This is a genomic window from Mucilaginibacter sp. PAMC 26640 (assembly GCA_001596135.1).
Lineage (GTDB): Bacteria > Bacteroidota > Bacteroidia > Sphingobacteriales > Sphingobacteriaceae > Mucilaginibacter.
Window position 1 is genome coordinate 3,620,215 of sequence record CP014773.1, and the last position, 15,567, is coordinate 3,635,781.

At 44.8% G+C, this 15,567-nt stretch carries 10 protein-coding genes; 7 read left to right on the top strand and 3 right to left on the bottom strand.

The window, feature by feature from the left end; all coding sequences use genetic code 11:
* The first annotated feature begins 146 nt into the window (after positions 1–146).
* Complete coding sequence (locus tag A0256_15610; protein AMR32747.1) at positions 147–3,692, top strand: hypothetical protein; 3,546 nt, start codon at positions 147–149, stop codon at positions 3,690–3,692.
* 115 nt (positions 3,693–3,807) lie between these two features.
* Here the strand turns inward: A0256_15610 and A0256_15615 are convergent, their stop codons facing one another.
* Positions 3,808–4,650 carry an oxidoreductase gene (locus tag A0256_15615; protein ID AMR32748.1) on the bottom strand — a complete coding sequence of 281 codons (843 nt, stop codon included), beginning with the start codon at positions 4,648–4,650 and terminating at the stop codon, positions 3,808–3,810.
* Between the two features lie 262 nt (positions 4,651–4,912).
* Here A0256_15615 and A0256_15620 point away from each other — a divergent pair, with 262 nt between their 5' ends.
* Positions 4,913–6,622 (top strand): GMC family oxidoreductase, encoded by a 1,710-nt coding sequence (locus A0256_15620; protein ID AMR32749.1) that lies wholly within the window; start codon positions 4,913–4,915, stop codon positions 6,620–6,622.
* A 106-nt stretch (positions 6,623–6,728) separates the two neighbouring features.
* Here A0256_15620 and A0256_15625 read toward each other — a convergent pair whose 3' ends face one another.
* Complete coding sequence (locus A0256_15625; protein ID AMR32750.1) at positions 6,729–8,756, bottom strand: hypothetical protein; 2,028 nt, start codon at positions 8,754–8,756, stop codon at positions 6,729–6,731.
* Positions 8,757–8,977: 221 nt separating this feature from the next.
* Positions 8,978–9,349: a hypothetical protein gene (locus tag A0256_15630; GenBank protein AMR32751.1), complete on the bottom strand. Its 372-nt coding sequence runs from the start codon at positions 9,347–9,349 to the stop codon at positions 8,978–8,980.
* A gap of 391 nt (positions 9,350–9,740) precedes the next feature.
* Between A0256_15630 and A0256_15635 the strand changes: the two genes are divergently transcribed.
* The 5 genes from A0256_15635 to A0256_15655 all read left to right on the top strand — a co-directional run bounded on the left by A0256_15635 (position 9,741) and on the right by A0256_15655 (position 15,562).
* The gene (locus A0256_15635; GenBank protein ID AMR32752.1) at positions 9,741–10,085 is read left to right on the top strand and encodes a phosphoribosylpyrophosphate synthetase; all 345 of its coding nucleotides are present in this window, start codon (positions 9,741–9,743) and stop codon (positions 10,083–10,085) included.
* Between the two features lie 518 nt (positions 10,086–10,603).
* Positions 10,604–11,884 carry a peptidase M16 gene (locus A0256_15640; protein ID AMR32753.1) on the top strand — a complete coding sequence of 427 codons (1,281 nt, stop codon included), beginning with the start codon at positions 10,604–10,606 and terminating at the stop codon, positions 11,882–11,884.
* A gap of 51 nt (positions 11,885–11,935) precedes the next feature.
* Entirely contained in the window at positions 11,936–13,219 is a 1,284-nt protein-coding gene (locus A0256_15645) for a peptidase M16 (protein AMR34572.1), read from the top strand.
* A gap of 201 nt (positions 13,220–13,420) precedes the next feature.
* Complete coding sequence (locus A0256_15650) at positions 13,421–14,890, top strand: IMP dehydrogenase (protein ID AMR32754.1); 1,470 nt, start codon at positions 13,421–13,423, stop codon at positions 14,888–14,890.
* An 87-nt stretch (positions 14,891–14,977) separates the two neighbouring features.
* Entirely contained in the window at positions 14,978–15,562 is a 585-nt protein-coding gene (locus tag A0256_15655) for a Rossman fold protein, TIGR00730 family (protein AMR32755.1), read from the top strand.
* Positions 15,563–15,567: the final 5 nt, after the last annotated feature.

The window sequence follows — 15,567 nt, forward strand, 5'->3', positions numbered from 1 at the left end:
AATGTTTGCCTCTTTGCGTCTGCCGAACTGTAGTTTTAAAGAGCCGAAAAAAATTAATCGTTCTATCATTTAATTAAATCCGCGCTATTTGATATTTCGCTTATTAATTAGTTAATTAAACAATTAATTCAACCGATTTCTTGCACATGAAAAGAGCCCTGATGCTGATTTTGCTGGTTTCCCTGTTTACCTGCAGCCGGGGGCAAAATAATCACCTTTATTTTGATAGGCTGGATATTCAAAAAGGCCTGCCAGAGTCTTTCGTTCGTGCAATTGTGGAAGATACCGAAGGGTATATGTGGATTGCCACGCAGAACGGATTGGTGAGATACGATGGCTACAAATACAAGATCTATGTCCTGGGTTCCGAAAAATTGAATGTGACATCCGTTACCAACATTTTCAGCATCGTGGCTGACAATGCCCGTAAAACAATCTGGGTGAGTACCGCCGGTAACGGCATCTTCAGGTATAACAGGCAGAAAGATAGTTTCGATCAGTTTGCTACCCCCTCCAAAAAATACTTTCAATATACTACAGTGAGGGCCATAGATGGCGAGGGCAATCCCTGGGGGAGTATAAATGATGATGGGATCAGTAAGGCATTTAAACTCGATCTTAAAACCGGCAAGTATGACCTTTTTAGCAATAAAGAAAAAGGCGATCATTTTATAAACGCGGGCGCTATCTACAGCGTCCGGGCAACCGACAATAATAAAGTATGGTTATGTACCAACAATGGCCTATATGGCTATAGCGGCAACAGTAAACCATTTACCGCAATTTTAAACACTGCAGATACTTTGCATACTATAGGTTTAAATCCGGTTTATGAGCCGGCATCCCAGCCGGGCGTTTTGTGGGCCAATATTTTTCACGGCTATAACCAGGATCTCCGCCTTGCCGCTATCGACCTTAAAACCGGTAAAATAATCAAACAGTACCTGCCGGCTAAGATGCCGGATAGCCTCGCAAACGCCGGGATAAACGCTATTTATGAAGATAAAAAACAACGGCTTTGGTTCGGTACAACAACCGGCCTTTCCATGCTGAACAGGCAAACCAGTAAATTTTCCAATTATACATTTGCCGATACCTCGGTAAAAAATCTCAGCCAGATCAGCAGCACGGCAGATGGTAAATTATGGATAACCACGGGGAGGGGGCTGCTTTACTTCGACCCGGATAACGGGAACTTCAGGTATTACAAACAGGACGCAACGCAAGCCGGCGGACTAAGTTCCACCAGCGTTCAAACAAAATTTATTGATCATACCAACACGCTATGGCTTGGGTTGGCCTACGCAGGTGTAAACAAAGTGAGTAAGATCAAAAGCGCTTTCGAAACCTTTAAACTGCCCGGCGGGCCGCAGGGTACTTATCGCGGAGAAAAGGTGCGTGTGGTTTCCGCTACAAAAGATCATACCTGGCTGGCCACCAATTCTGCTATTTACAATTGGCGCGAAAGCAGTGGCCAGATGAATAAAATATTCAGCGCCTTGCCAGGGCAAAAACTGGCAGATGTTTTTGCCGACGATGACGTGCTCTTTATCGGCAGTAACAATGGTTTTATAGTCTACGATGTTTCTACTGGCCAAAAAGATACTTACAAGAATAATGCAAACGATTCAGCATCTGTACCTGCAAATACTGTGCAGCGGGTGTTTAAAGATCACGAAGGTATAGTTTGGCTGGGTATTGGCAATGATCTGGGTATCTGCTCCTTTAATCCCGCCACGAAAAAGTTTACCCGTTATCCGTTTCATATCAACTACGATAAATTGTATAATATTAATGATGGTTCGCTGGACGATGGCCGTGTGGTGACTATTTATGAAGACAGGCAGAACACGCTTTGGATAGGCACCAACTCGGGTAGTTTAAACAAGTTCGACCGTAAAACGCGAAAGTTTTTTTCCTACTTTAATAAGCAAAACGAGCGGATGTCCTGCGTATCACAAATCTATGAAGATCGCAGCGGTCGTTTTTGGGTAGGTACCTACTTAACCGGAGTTTTCGAATTCGACCGTAATAAAGGGGTTATCACACGGCAAATAAATGAAAAATCTGGTTTGATGTTTAACAGTATCACGGGTTTAAAAGAAGATTCTGCCGGCCGCATCTGGATAGGCAGCGACAGAGGAATTACCCGCCTTGATCCGCGCACCATGACTTTGAGAAACTTTAAAATGAATGATATTTTGCCGGGCCGGGAATTATCCTCACTGGATCCTGTCAGCCTGTCGGATGGCCGTTTCGTGTTGAGTACCAATGAAGGTATTGCGTTCTTCCACCCGAAAGATCTGGATGATGATCCTAATGTACCCGTGGTGCATCTCGAAAATATCCGCTATAATAAACCGGGTGCAAACGACAGCCTGGCTTCCGTGGTGCTTACCTACGGCCTGCATGAACTAAAACTATCCCACAATGAAAATAGTGTGCAGTTCAACTACATTGGGCTGCATTACGAAAACCCCGCCAACAACACTTACGTCTACATGCTGGAAGGTTACGATAAGCAGTGGGTGCAGGCGGGTACAAACAGGTCTGTTACTTATAGTAACCTGCCACCGGGCACTTATACCTTTAAAATAAAGGCGGCAAACAGCTCCGGCGTGTGGAGCAGGGTAGTGTATGGTATAACTGTAGTAATAAGTCCGCCGTGGTGGTTAAGCTGGTGGGCGTGGTTGCTTTACATCGTGGCGCTTGCTGCAGCGATCTATATTTATATTAACTATCGCCAGCGCCATTTAAAGCTGGAAAATGAACTACTGGAGGAGAAAGTTGAGGAGCGGACCAATGAATTGCAGGATGCGAATAAAGAGTTGCAGGAGCAACAGGAAGAAATAAAAGCACAGCGCGATCAGTTGGCCAATACCCTTGGCGAGCTGCAATCTACCCAGCAGCAATTGATCCAGTCGGAAAAGCTGGCTTCGCTGGGCGAGCTTACTGCGGGCATTGCCCACGAGATTCAGAATCCTTTAAACTTCGTCAATAACTTTTCTGAGGTAAGTATAGAGCTGGCTGTTGAAATGAAACAGGAGCTGCACAGCGGCAGCAAGAATGAAGCGGCGGCGTTGGCTGATGACATTATTCTTAACCTGGAAAAAATTGTGCACCATGGTAAACGTGCAGATGGCATTGTTAAAAATATGCTGCAGCATAGCCGGAATAATACGGGAGAAAAACAGCCTGCTGATATCAACGCCCTTGTAGATGAGTACCTGCGCCTGAGCTATCATGGCCTGCGGGCAAAAGAAAAGAATTTTAACTCGGAGATGGTGTTGGATCTTGACCCCGACCTGCCGAAGATCACCATAATACCGCAGGATATGGGGCGGGTAATGCTTAATTTGTTTAACAATGCATTTTATTCTGTGCAGCAAAAAAAGGCAGCAAGTGATAGGAATTACAAGCCGATGGTTGAAGTAACCACGCACTTATTTAAACCGCCTACCGGACCGGCCGAGGTGCGGATCTATGTAAAAGATAACGGCATTGGCATATCCGAAAATATTAAGGATAAGATCATGCAGCCTTTTTTCACCACCAAACCTACTGGGGCAGGTACGGGGCTCGGCCTCAGTTTAAGCTACGATATTGTTGTAAAAGGCCATGGCGGAAAAATGAAACTGAGTAGTAGGGAAGGGGAGTATGCCGAATTTATTATTCAGTTGCCGTTGGTGTAACTGAGTAGACTTAGGTATAAGTAGGAAGTCTTAGTTTAAATCCGGCTATTGGTTTCGGGTAAATTTCAGCAATCAATTATAATTCCGCTTTAGCGTTTTGGCCCGGGTTGTAACATTAAGTTGTTTGCACTTTTCCAATAAAAAACCGCTCTTCAGTATGCCTTTGCAAAACGGTTAACACATCACCAACGCTTAGGATTCCTTCGCCACTATGCACCAGGTTTTGCCCAAAGTAAATTTTGTGATTACGGAGGCGATATTTAGCCAGCGTTTTTGAGGGTTCCTTGCCTTTGGTAGCATTATTTTGATCTATCGTGGTCATCACGCACCGCGAACAAAGCTTTACACCGTACATATTTACACCGCCAGCTTCAACATGTTTCATTGTATCCTCGCTATACGGCTCACCCCCGGCAAAAACAATGTTTGGCCGGAAACGCTCTATTGGGAGCGGTTCGGGCATGCGGCTGTTAAGATCGTCCAACGATGCCTGCCCGATGATCAGCATTGGATAGCCATCAGAAAATGATGTAAAGGTGCCTTTTTCGGTATACCGCAGATCGGTTTGCCGCTCGGTGTTATCCGGCATATATACTAATCGCGCCGGCATATTTAATTTTTGTGTAAACCAAGCATCTACTGCCGGGCTCACCAATGCAGCGGCGCAGGTATCGTCCCAAATAATTACTTCAAGCAATTCGTTAGTTTGCGGCAAAAAGGGGATGAGTATCTCCGATGCATCGGGTGCATAAGTCACCCTGATACCACCCTTAGCCATTTCAGTTTTTAACAAAGCCATTTGCAGGTTTTCCCTTTGGGATAGAAACCTGTTGTTTTCATCAATCAGCATCCAGCGGCGATCATGCTGCAGACCCCGGTTGGTGAGTTGTGCAGCATCGAGCGCAATTCCGCCCAGAGATTTAATGGGATATATGTATAGCTGGCTGATTTGAAGCATGCGGTAAAAATAAGCTTTTGATTCATCTATTGATTGAAAAAATAGCGCCGCCGGATAAATAATGAGATAAAGGCTGCTATAGGTAGCCGTTGCCTGAAGGTTCAGTTGACAACCCCTTTAAATATATTGGTTTAATAGGAAGTTAATCAGAATTGCCTTCGCATATTAAATATTACAATCGATTGCTTTTTCATTGTTTAATTTTTATTATTGTTCAACCGATTATCAATTCCCGCTCTTCAGGGGTTCAACCATTAATACGATGTTAGCAGATACCACCAATTTAAACCTAAAGGCCAGGGCCAATAATACCTATGATGCCATTGTAGTAGGGTCAGGCATTAGCGGGGGATGGGCAGCCAAAGAATTAAGCGAACGAGGTCTTAAAACCCTGATGCTGGAGCGTGGCCGTAATTTTGAACATATAAAAGATTATAAAACAGCAAATAATAATCCATGGGACTTTCCGCACCGCGGCAACGTTACCCTTGAACAGCGTAAGCAGCGCCCGGTTATATCCCGCAACTGGGGAGCGGTAGAACAGGTAATGGATTACTGGACCGACGAGCAAGCCTCCCCCTATACAGAAATAAAACCTTTCAACTGGTGGCGTTCATACCAATTGGGTGGCCGCTCCATATTATGGGGGCGCCAAAGTTACCGCTGGAGTGATTTTGACTTTGAAGCCAACGCGAAAGACGGCTGGGCCATTGATTGGCCGATTAGGTATAAGGACCTTGCGCCATGGTATGATCATGCGGAAAAATTTGCCGGCATCAGTGGTTCAATGGAAGGCATCCCGCAATTGCCGGATGGGCATTTTTTGCCGCCGATGGATATGAACTGGGTAGAGCGTGTGGCAGCCAGCATTAAAAAGAAATTTGGCAGGCATATGATTATTGGCAGGGCGGCAAATTTAACTCAGGCCATTCCGGGCAGAACGGCCTGCCAGTTCAGAAACCGGTGCTGGGAAGGTTGCCCTTTTGGTGGTTATTTTAGCACGCAGTCATCCACCTTACCCGCTGCATTGGCAACAGGTAACCTAACGGTTAGGCCCCAATCCATCGTAACCAAAGTTTTGTATGATAAAGACAGCAAGAAAGCTACCGGGGTGGAGGTACTGGACGCCGAAACCAATAAAACTTATGAGTTTTACGCAAAGGTGGTGTTTGTAAATGCCTCGGCTTTAAACAGCGCGTGGGTACTTATGAACTCGGCAACAGATATTTGGCCAGACGGACTTGGGAGCAGCAGCGGCGAACTCGGGCACAATATTATGGATCATCATTACAACCTGGGTGCCAGTGGAACGATGGAAGGATATGATGATAAATACTATTACGGCAGGCGGGCCAATGGCGTTTACGTAGTACGTTTTGCTAACCTCTTTAATGATAAACGTGATTACCTGCGCGGGTTTGGTTACCAGGGTGGTGCAAGCAGGCAGGGATGGAGCCGCAATATTGCGGAATATAATATAGGCGGACAGTTTAAGGACGCGTTGGCCGAACCCGGCGACTGGCAAATGGGCATCGGCGGGTTTGGTGAACTGTTGCCCTACCATGATAATAAGATTACCCTGGATAAAACGCGCAAAGACAAATGGGGGCTGCCTATACTAGCGATGGATGCCGAGATAAAGGATAATGAGAAGAAGATGCGTATCGATATTGTTAAGGAAGCCAAAGCCATGCTGGAAGCTGCAGGTGTTAAGAATATTGAAACGCACGACAAAGGCCATAATGTAGGCGATGGGATCCATGAAATGGGTACCGCCAGGATGGGCCACGATCCTAAAACTTCGGTGTTGAACAAGCACAACCAGGTGTGGGATGCGCAGAATGTGTTTGTAACCGATGGCGCCTGTATGGTATCATCGGCCTGCCAAAACCCTTCGCTCACCTACATGGCCCTAACAGCCAGGGCCGCAAATTTTGCAGCCGATGAGCTAAAGAAAGGTAATTTGGGGTAATGGGCAATTAGTACATGCTGCGTGCGACTAGAAGACAATTATTAGGATTAGTGATTACAAGCCAATCGCCTGCAATCACTATTTTCAATGTAACCTCTCAATAAAATTATTTACAATACGCCGCCAGTTGTTGCATTGCAGCGGCCAGACCCAATGATGCCGCTTTATTAAGATCCACACAGCCGGCCGTTTTATCACCATGTTGTGCCCTAATGATGCCGCGGTTAAGATATGCCGTTGCGTTTTTTGCATCCATGGAAACAACTGCGGTGTAGTCTTTAATGGCGCCACTCCAGTTTTTGAGATTAGTCAATGCAACCGCACGTGCCATATAGGTTTCGGAATTCTTGGGCTCTATTTTTAATGCGGTAGCAAAGTCTTTTTTCATAGCCAGCGTATCGCCTGTAAGGCTTTCGGCCACAGCACGCCCCGCGTAGGCCTTAAAATTGTTTTGATTTAGCAGCAGTACGTTAATGTAATCATAAATGGCACCAGGATACTCCTGTTTGGCCAATTTAAGATCGGCTCGTGCCAGGTAGGCATCGTCATTGTTTTCGTTTAAGGCGATCCCCTTGTTAATGTCCCTAAGTGCCTCATCATACTTTCTTAAAGCTGCAAAGCTGTTGCCGCGGTTGGTATAGGCTTCAGAAGATAAAGGCGCAAGCTTAATGGCCATATCATGGTCGGCCATGGCACCGGTCATATCATCCAGTTTGCTTTTGGCAACGCCCCTGTAGCTATAAAAATTAACGTTTTTGGCATTTACCTGCAAGGCATCATCAAATACTTTAATGGCCTGCGTGTACCTGCCAGAAGCAATGAGCGCTTTGCCATAAGCCACATACAGGTCGTTGTTTTGCGGGGTTGAGGCTATCGCAGACAAATAGTCGGCCAGGCTGCCTTCTACATCTCCATCTTTCATTTTAGCCCTTGCGCGATGCAAGAGAGCGTCAGGATTTCGCCTGTCCAGTGCGATTGATTGATTGTACAATGCTATTGCTGCCTGGTAGTTATGTTGCGACGATTTAATATCTCCGCTGCCTATATAAGCATAAGTAGCTTTTGGCTCAATTTTTAGCGCCATAGCGAAATCTGCCAGGGCGCCTACCGTATCATTCAATTCAATTTTTGCTTTGGCACGCGAGAGATACCCGTATCCGTTCTTAGGATTAAGTTTTATAGCTGTATCCGCATCCGCAATGGCCGATTGGAAGCTTTTCATATTGATTTTCGTATCAGCCCGGTTTTGGTATGCTTCGTCATATTTAGGGTTAAGTTTGATTGCTTCAGACATATCGTCTGCAGCGGCACCCCAATCGCGGGTGTTGTTTTTTGCGATGCCACGGCCCAGGTAGAGCTCTGCCTTTTTAGGGCTTTGGTCTATAGCTTTATTAAAAAAATCTATCGCCCCCTTATCATCGTCGGCATTGGAGGAGGCGGAGGCCAGGTAACGATATAAATCCGGCATTTGTGGGTTAAGTTCTATTACCTTTTTATAATCGGCTATAGCGCCTTTATAATCTCTCAGGTTAACTTTTGCATTACCGCGATAAAACCAGGCTTCGGCATTGCCGGGTTCCGCTTTTACAGCAATATCATAATCGACTACGGCTGCTTTAAAATTGCCCATATTGCTTTTAGAGTTTGCACGGTAGTATATCAGATCGGCATCACCTGGCAACATTTTCCCCGCTTTGTCAAAGTCGGTTAGCGCCCCGGCATTGTCGTTAAGGTTGGCTTTTGCCAATGCACGATACTTGTACAGCTCGCCATTTTGCGGGTTTAGGGCAATGGCTTTATTAAAATCAGCCACACTGCCGGCGTAGTCTTTAAGGTTGCTTTTCGCATTTGCGCGGTAATGCCAGGCATCAATCAGGCGCGGATCAAGCTCCAGTGCTTTTGTAAAATCTGCAACCGCACCCTCGTAATCCGCAATATTTGTTTTGGCGTTGGCACGATATAGGAACGCTCTCGCAACACCCGGATTTATTTGAATAGATTTGTTAAAGTCGGCAATCGCCTCCTTATAATCCTTCATATTTGCTTTTGTATTGCCACTGGTCAGGTAATCGGTAGCAGTTTGGGCCATGCAGTAAACCGGCAATAAAAACAGAATAATTAATAAGCGCTTCATTAATACATTTTCAAATATGCCTAATGTACGTAAAAGCTATTAAATGGTTTCGGAAGGCAAATAATTATGGCCTGTTTTAATCTTATGATTAATGAACCCCACAGCTCCGGTTATAGAATTAATTTTAACAAAAAAGCACAGTCTGTCGGCTGTGCTTTTTTAGGATGGGTAATTTTTATTGAACGAACTATCCATTGTCGCCCCGCATTGGTTTGGGCAACTTACTGTAAGAACACGAAAGTTTTTTTGCCGTATTCTTCAAAAACGTTAACCTGTTTTTTCACAACCTGTTTGTTGGAAGTTACGGCAATAGTGTAGGTGCCATATCTCAATTGAGACAGGTTATAGTTTTTGTTTACCGATAGGTTGTTTGAAAGGTAATCCGTCATGAGTTCATTGTTCTCGTTATCAAAAAAGGTAACGTATGATCTTCCTTTAGTTTCTTTTTGGATGCTCAGGTCTATCACAAGATCCTTGGCGGATGATTGCAGCGTGATTTCGTCTTTTGGAGTTTCGGTTCTGGCCGGGGTTGCAGCAAAAATGCCTGAACTTACTAATAAGAAAAGAGCTGTTAATTTGATCGAATTTTTCATGATATTTTTAATTGTTGTGTGTTATTTGTTTGTTTCAATATCCAAAGCAACAGCAAATAAAGTAGTCGGAGAAACCTAATAGACGGCCCCGCAATTTGTATAGACGGATAGCTGTTATGCATCGTTAAGGGCACATAGTCAATATGTTGTGCTAAGCATTCAACCACTCGTCGGTTATTTTAAAGGCTCCGTCGGTGTTTGTAGTTTAACCGTCGGCTATAGCGCTAATCTCAGGCGGGTGTCCGGTTAAATTTCCGGTAACTATTTTAATTACAGGGTGTAATTTGCAATAGGCGCTATGGGCCTTTATTTAGGCGCTTAAATTAAAACTAAACCACTGCTTCGGGGTTTAATACCTATAATCGATTATCACAGCTAAAACTTAACTGCCATGAAAAATTTTGAAACTTTAGTGGATGCCACTAACGATTTAATGAAAAGAGGATACGAAGCCAACCTGAGTTTGGAGGGAGATACCATAGATGATAAATCAAAGGATCTGCATATGACTGCCGACGATTTTGAAATAGATGAGTTTTACCGATTTGAGGGCCAAAGCAATCCATCAGATATGTCTATTGTTTATGCCATCAGTTCCGCTAAATACAATTTGAAAGGTATTTTGGTAAATGCGTACGGTATGTATGCAAACGATAGTTCATCAGCTATCCAGGCGAAATTACACCATAACCAGGTGAGCGATAACCTTCACGGCAGCGACAGGCCGACGGAGTAGTTGCAGCAGCAATAGGCGGTTAGCAGTTAACAACAAATGTTGCAAACTGCTAACCGCAGGCTGCGAATCAGTGTAATACCCATTTCAATAATTTCTTTCCTCTGGATTGTACGGCTTTGCCGCCATCTCTTTATTGACTGGCTATTTTATTAATTACTCGTTTCTCTAATTCTGCCGACTGCTCCAATTTTGAGGGGTGTCTCTAACTATTTCTTTCAATTTCCAGTGCATGGGGGAGTATAAAGACTAAATGATGCCTGCCTGGTGAGGCTTGTCACGTCGATCAGGTCTGTTACCCGCTAATTTTCGATGTTCAAAAATTGTCGGCAATCCGTTGTATTGAACCTGCTGCCTGCCCATCGTTTACCTATTTATCAGCTGATCCTTGTTAAGGATTGGCATGAATCCCGAGGCGTTTAAAACAAAAGGGAAATTAAATCTTTACAAGCTATATACATTTACAACTTTTCATCTTCCCCAAAAATTATACATTTGTCGGGTTAAATATTTGTAACTACATGGTTAAATTCAACCGATTTACACTGGATAATGGTCTTAGGGTTATTGTTCACGAAGATAGTACCACGCCAATGGCGGTGCTCAACATCCTTTATGATGTAGGTGCACGAGACGAAGATCCCGAGCAAACCGGCTTTGCCCACTTGTTTGAACACCTGATGTTCGGCGGATCTGTAAATATTCCAAATTACGATGGCCCCCTGCAACGGGTAGGTGGTGAGAACAATGCTTTCACCAGCAATGATATTACTAATTATTATATCACCCTGCCGTCGGCCAACCTGGAAACCGCATTCTGGCTGGAAAGCGACCGAATGCTGAACCTTGCCTTTAGCGAAAAAAGCCTGGAAGTACAGCGCAACGTGGTGATAGAGGAATTTAAACAGCGTTACCTCAATCAGCCTTATGGCGATGTATGGTTAAAACTGCGGCCAATGGTTTACAAGCAGCATCCATACCGTTGGGCAACCATCGGCAAAACCATAAAACACATTGAGGATGCCAGGATTGAGGATGTAAAAGCCTTCTTCAAAAAACACTATAACCCGCAAAATGCGATCATGGTAGTTGGCGGCGATGTGAAAACGGACGCCATAAAAGCCATGGCCGAAAAATGGTTCGGGCCGATCCCTGCCGGTGACAAATACAACCGTAACCTGCCTCAGGAAGAAACCCAGCATGAAGAACGCAGAGATACCGTTACGGCGAAAGTGCCGCTGAATGATGTTTATATCGCTTTCCAGATGGAAGGCAGGGGTGATGAAGCTTTCTACGTAGTAGAGTTAATGTCGGATATCCTGTCGCGCGGCAATTCATCGCGACTGTATAAAAGTTTGGTGAAGGATAAACAGCTTTTCAGCGAGGTGCACGCGTATATTACCAGCAGCATGGACAAAGGCATGTTTGTGCTGGAAGGTAAGCCATTGGAAAATGTTACTATCGAGCAAGCCGAAGCAGCTTTATGGCTGGAACTGGAAAACCTCAAAAATGAGGAAGTGCCTGCCGATGAACTAACTAAGGTGAAGAATAAAACTGAATCAACCATGGTTTTTTCAGAGATGTCGCTTTTGGATAAGGCTATGAACCTGGCTTACTATGAGCTTATGGGTGATGCCGAAGATTTTAACAACGAAATTGGCAAATACCTGGCGGTAACACCGGCAGAAATCAAAGAGCAGGCCAATAAATTGTTCCGGAAAGACAATTCTTCCACCCTGATTTATTTGGCAGAGCAAATGGAAATGTCGTCTGAATCAGAATTAACAGAATTAGAGAATTAATAAAATTGTGTGAACCGGATGAAAATGCTGGTTCAGACAAAAGCTTATGCCATGACAGAACTCAACAGAACAGAGGCTCCTGCTTTTAACGGAGTCGACAATATAACCTTAATCAAACCCGAGCATCAAAAGCTGGCTAATGGCTGTAATGTTTTTTCATTCAACTCCGGCGGGCAGGACCTGGTGCGGATTGAATGGATCTTCAAAAATCTGCGCTTCGATCCAAAAAAGCCCTTGTTAAATGTGGCTACCAATACCATGCTTACTGATGGCACCGGGAAAATGAATGCTGCGCAGATAGCTGACACCATTGATTTTTATGGTGCTTTTTTACAGGTGGATTACAGCTACGATATTTCGCATATCACCCTCTACACTTTAACCAAGCATTTGGCATCTACGCTGCCGGTTATAAAAGACATCATCACCAATTCAATTTTTCCGGAGCGGGAGCTGGAGACTTATGTTCGTAACCAGCAGCAAAAGTTACAGGTGAGCCTGCAAAAGAATGATTTTGTTGCAAGGAGGGCGTTTAACAAAGCGCTTAACGGTGAAACTATTTACGGACTAGCCGCCGAGCCGGAAGACTTTAAAAGCCTTACCCGCGACGACCTGGTGGCGCACTTCAAACAAATGTACCAGCCGGCTAATTGTACAATGGTTATTGCCGGTAAAACGGATGGTTCCGACTATCAACTGCTCGTAGATACCTTTGAAAACGGTTGGGATAACCAACCTGATGCTGCAGATATTTCGCAGCCGGTGGTAAACTCTTCGCAGGAGAAATTCTTTTACACTGAGAAGAAAGACGCTCTGCAATCAGCTATACGGATCGGGACGCCTTTTATTAACCGCACACATCCGGACTTTCCAGCTGTGCAGGTATTGAACACTGTTTTGGGCGGTTATTTTGGCTCACGACTAATGGCTAATATCCGCGAAGATAAAGGGTATACCTATGGGATAGGTTCAGGCATCACCTCCTTTAACCATACCGGTTCGTTTTTCATTGCCACAGAAGTAGGTGCTGATGTGTGCCGGTCTGCCATGGCGGAAATTGAAAAAGAGATCAACCTGTTAAAAGAAGAACTGATCCCGGTAGAAGAGCTATCGCTGGTTCGGAACTATATGCTGGGTTCGCTATTGGGCAGCCTGGAAAATGTACTCTCCCACGCTGATAAATTCAAGAGCCTGTATTTTGCCGGTTTAGATTACGATTATTACGACAGGTACACCGAAACGGTGAAGAACATCACCTCGCAGCAATTGAAAGAACTGGCTAAACAATATTGGGATTTTGATGCGTTTGTAAAAGTGATCGTTGGTAAATATTGATAGATGTGCAGATTTCGATAGGCAAATCTGCAGATGAAGGTTTAATGATTTTAATCAGTTCAATGTAATTTCGAGCAAATAAGTTTGATTTGCCCTGATTCGTACTGATAAATATTTATTTGCACATCCGCATATTTGCATATCTGCACATCTAACCGTATCTTTGCCCGGCAAATAATAACTCCAAAATAATTATTTGCTATGCAGTTAGACCCATCCAAATTTGTTGCCGAAGGATTAACTTACGACGACGTTTTATTACTCCCCGCTTATTCTGAAGTATTACCGCGCGAAGTTAACACGAGCACTTTTCTAACGAAAAGTATCCGTTTAAACATTCCTATTATTTCGGCTGCAATGGATACCGTTACCGAAGCTGGTTTGGCTATTGCCATAGCGCAGGCGGGCGGTATTGGTATGCTGCACAAAAACATGACCATACAGCAACAGGCTGACGAGGTTCGTAAAGTGAAACGTTCTGAAAGCGGGATGATCCAGGATCCGGTTACCTTGCTGGAAGATGCACTGTTATCGGATGCCGTTAACATCATGCGCGAGTATAGCATCGGCGGTATACCGGTTATTGATGCCGAGCATAAGCTCAAGGGCATTATTACCAACCGCGATCTTCGCTTCCAAAAAGACCTTACCGTTCCGGTAAGCGAGGTGATGACCAAAACTAACCTCATCATCGCACCGGAAGGAACCGATCTTACCGAAGCCGCAAATATTCTGCAAGCCAACAAAATTGAGAAACTACCGGTTGTAAATGATCATGGCACCCTGGTAGGCCTCATAACCTATAAAGATATTCAAAAAGTTAAGAACTTTCCTAACGCTTGTAAAGACCAGTACGGCCGTTTACGTGTTGGGGCTGCTGTTGGTGTTGCCTCAGATAATATCGACCGGGTAACGGCCCTGTATAACGCCGGTGTGGATGTTATTACCGTAGATACCGCTCATGGTCACTCAAAAGGTGTTATCGAGATGGTAAAAGCAGTTAAAGCATTATACCCAACCTTACAGGTCATCGCCGGTAACATTGCCACTGCCGATGCTGCAATTGCCCTTGCCGATGCAGGTGCTGATGCCGTTAAAGTTGGTATTGGTCCGGGTTCTATTTGTACTACCCGCATCATCGCCGGGGTAGGTGTACCACAATTATACGCCGTTTACGAATGCGCCAAAGCACTGGAGGGCCGCGGCGTTCCGGTTATTGCCGATGGCGGGATCAAGCAAACGGGTGACATTGTAAAGGCTATTGCTGCCGGTGCAAGTTCTATTATGGCGGGTTCGTTATTTGCAGGTGTGGAGGAATCGCCCGGCGAAACCATTATTTACGAAGGACGTAAGTTTAAATCATACCGTGGTATGGGTTCGGTAGAAGCCATGGCAAAAGGATCTAAGGATCGTTATTTCCAGGATGAGACCGACGTAGTAACCAAACTGGTACCAGAAGGTATTGTGGGCCGCGTACCGTTTAAAGGTAATATGGCCGAGGTGATCTTCCAATACATTGGTGGTCTACGTGCCGGGATGCATTATTGCGGTGCCGCGAACATTGAAGACCTGCAACGTGCCAAATTTGTACGCATCACTGCAGCCGGTATGCGTGAAAGCCACCCACACGACATTACGATAACAAAAGAAGCTCCTAATTATACAAGATAATCTAACGAAAGTCCGCAGTCCGAAAGTCCGGAAGATTAAATTCTTCTTTCCGACTTTCGGACTTCCCGGCTTTACTGACTCAACAAGATGAAATCCCTTTGCGTTTTTTGTGGTGCCAACTTTAACGGCGACCCTGTTTTAAAGCAAAATATCGATCAACTGGCCGAATTGATGGTTAGTCGCGGCATTCAGTTGGTGTTCGGCGGCGGCAGAGTAGGCGTGATGGGTTTGCTGGCCGATGCGGTGCTGAGCAGGGGTGGCCGGGCGGTTGGTATTATTCCGCAATTTTTGATGGATAAGGAAGTTGGCCACAGCGGTTTAACAGAATTGCACATTGTCGATAACATGCACCAGCGCAAGCAAATGATGAACGATCTTTGCGATGCCATAGTTATGTTACCCGGTGGTTTTGGCACCCTCGAAGAGTTTTTTGAAGTGCTTACCTGGTTACAGCTCGGCTTGCACAATCACCCGGTTGGTATCTTGAATACAGGTGGTTTTTATGACCACTTGCTGCAGCAAATGGATGTTATGGTAGCGCAGCGCTATCTTAAACCGGCTAACCGCCAGTTGGTATTAAGCTCTGCCGACCCGATTGAGCTTATTAACCTGATGGATAATATTGATATAAAACCTGATGACGTTTGGTTTAAAGACCGGAATTTAACGTAACAACG

What these genes read in the sequence shown, in the direction of transcription:
- A0256_15610 (AMR32747.1), top strand. Translation starts at nt 147, where the DNA reads ATGAAAAGAGCCCTGATGCTGATTTTGCTGGTTTCCCTGTTTACCTGC.
- A0256_15615 (AMR32748.1), bottom strand. Translation starts at nt 4,650, where the DNA reads ATGCTTCAAATCAGCCAGCTATACATATATCCCATTAAATCTCTGGGC.
- A0256_15620 (AMR32749.1), top strand. Translation starts at nt 4,913, where the DNA reads ATGTTAGCAGATACCACCAATTTAAACCTAAAGGCCAGGGCCAATAAT.
- A0256_15625 (AMR32750.1), bottom strand. Translation starts at nt 8,756, where the DNA reads ATGAAGCGCTTATTAATTATTCTGTTTTTATTGCCGGTTTACTGCATG.
- A0256_15630 (AMR32751.1), bottom strand. Translation starts at nt 9,349, where the DNA reads ATGAAAAATTCGATCAAATTAACAGCTCTTTTCTTATTAGTAAGTTCA.
- A0256_15635 (AMR32752.1), top strand. Translation starts at nt 9,741, where the DNA reads ATGAAAAATTTTGAAACTTTAGTGGATGCCACTAACGATTTAATGAAA.
- A0256_15640 (AMR32753.1), top strand. Translation starts at nt 10,604, where the DNA reads ATGGTTAAATTCAACCGATTTACACTGGATAATGGTCTTAGGGTTATT.
- A0256_15645 (AMR34572.1), top strand. Translation starts at nt 11,936, where the DNA reads ATGACAGAACTCAACAGAACAGAGGCTCCTGCTTTTAACGGAGTCGAC.
- A0256_15650 (AMR32754.1), top strand. Translation starts at nt 13,421, where the DNA reads ATGCAGTTAGACCCATCCAAATTTGTTGCCGAAGGATTAACTTACGAC.
- A0256_15655 (AMR32755.1), top strand. Translation starts at nt 14,978, where the DNA reads ATGAAATCCCTTTGCGTTTTTTGTGGTGCCAACTTTAACGGCGACCCT.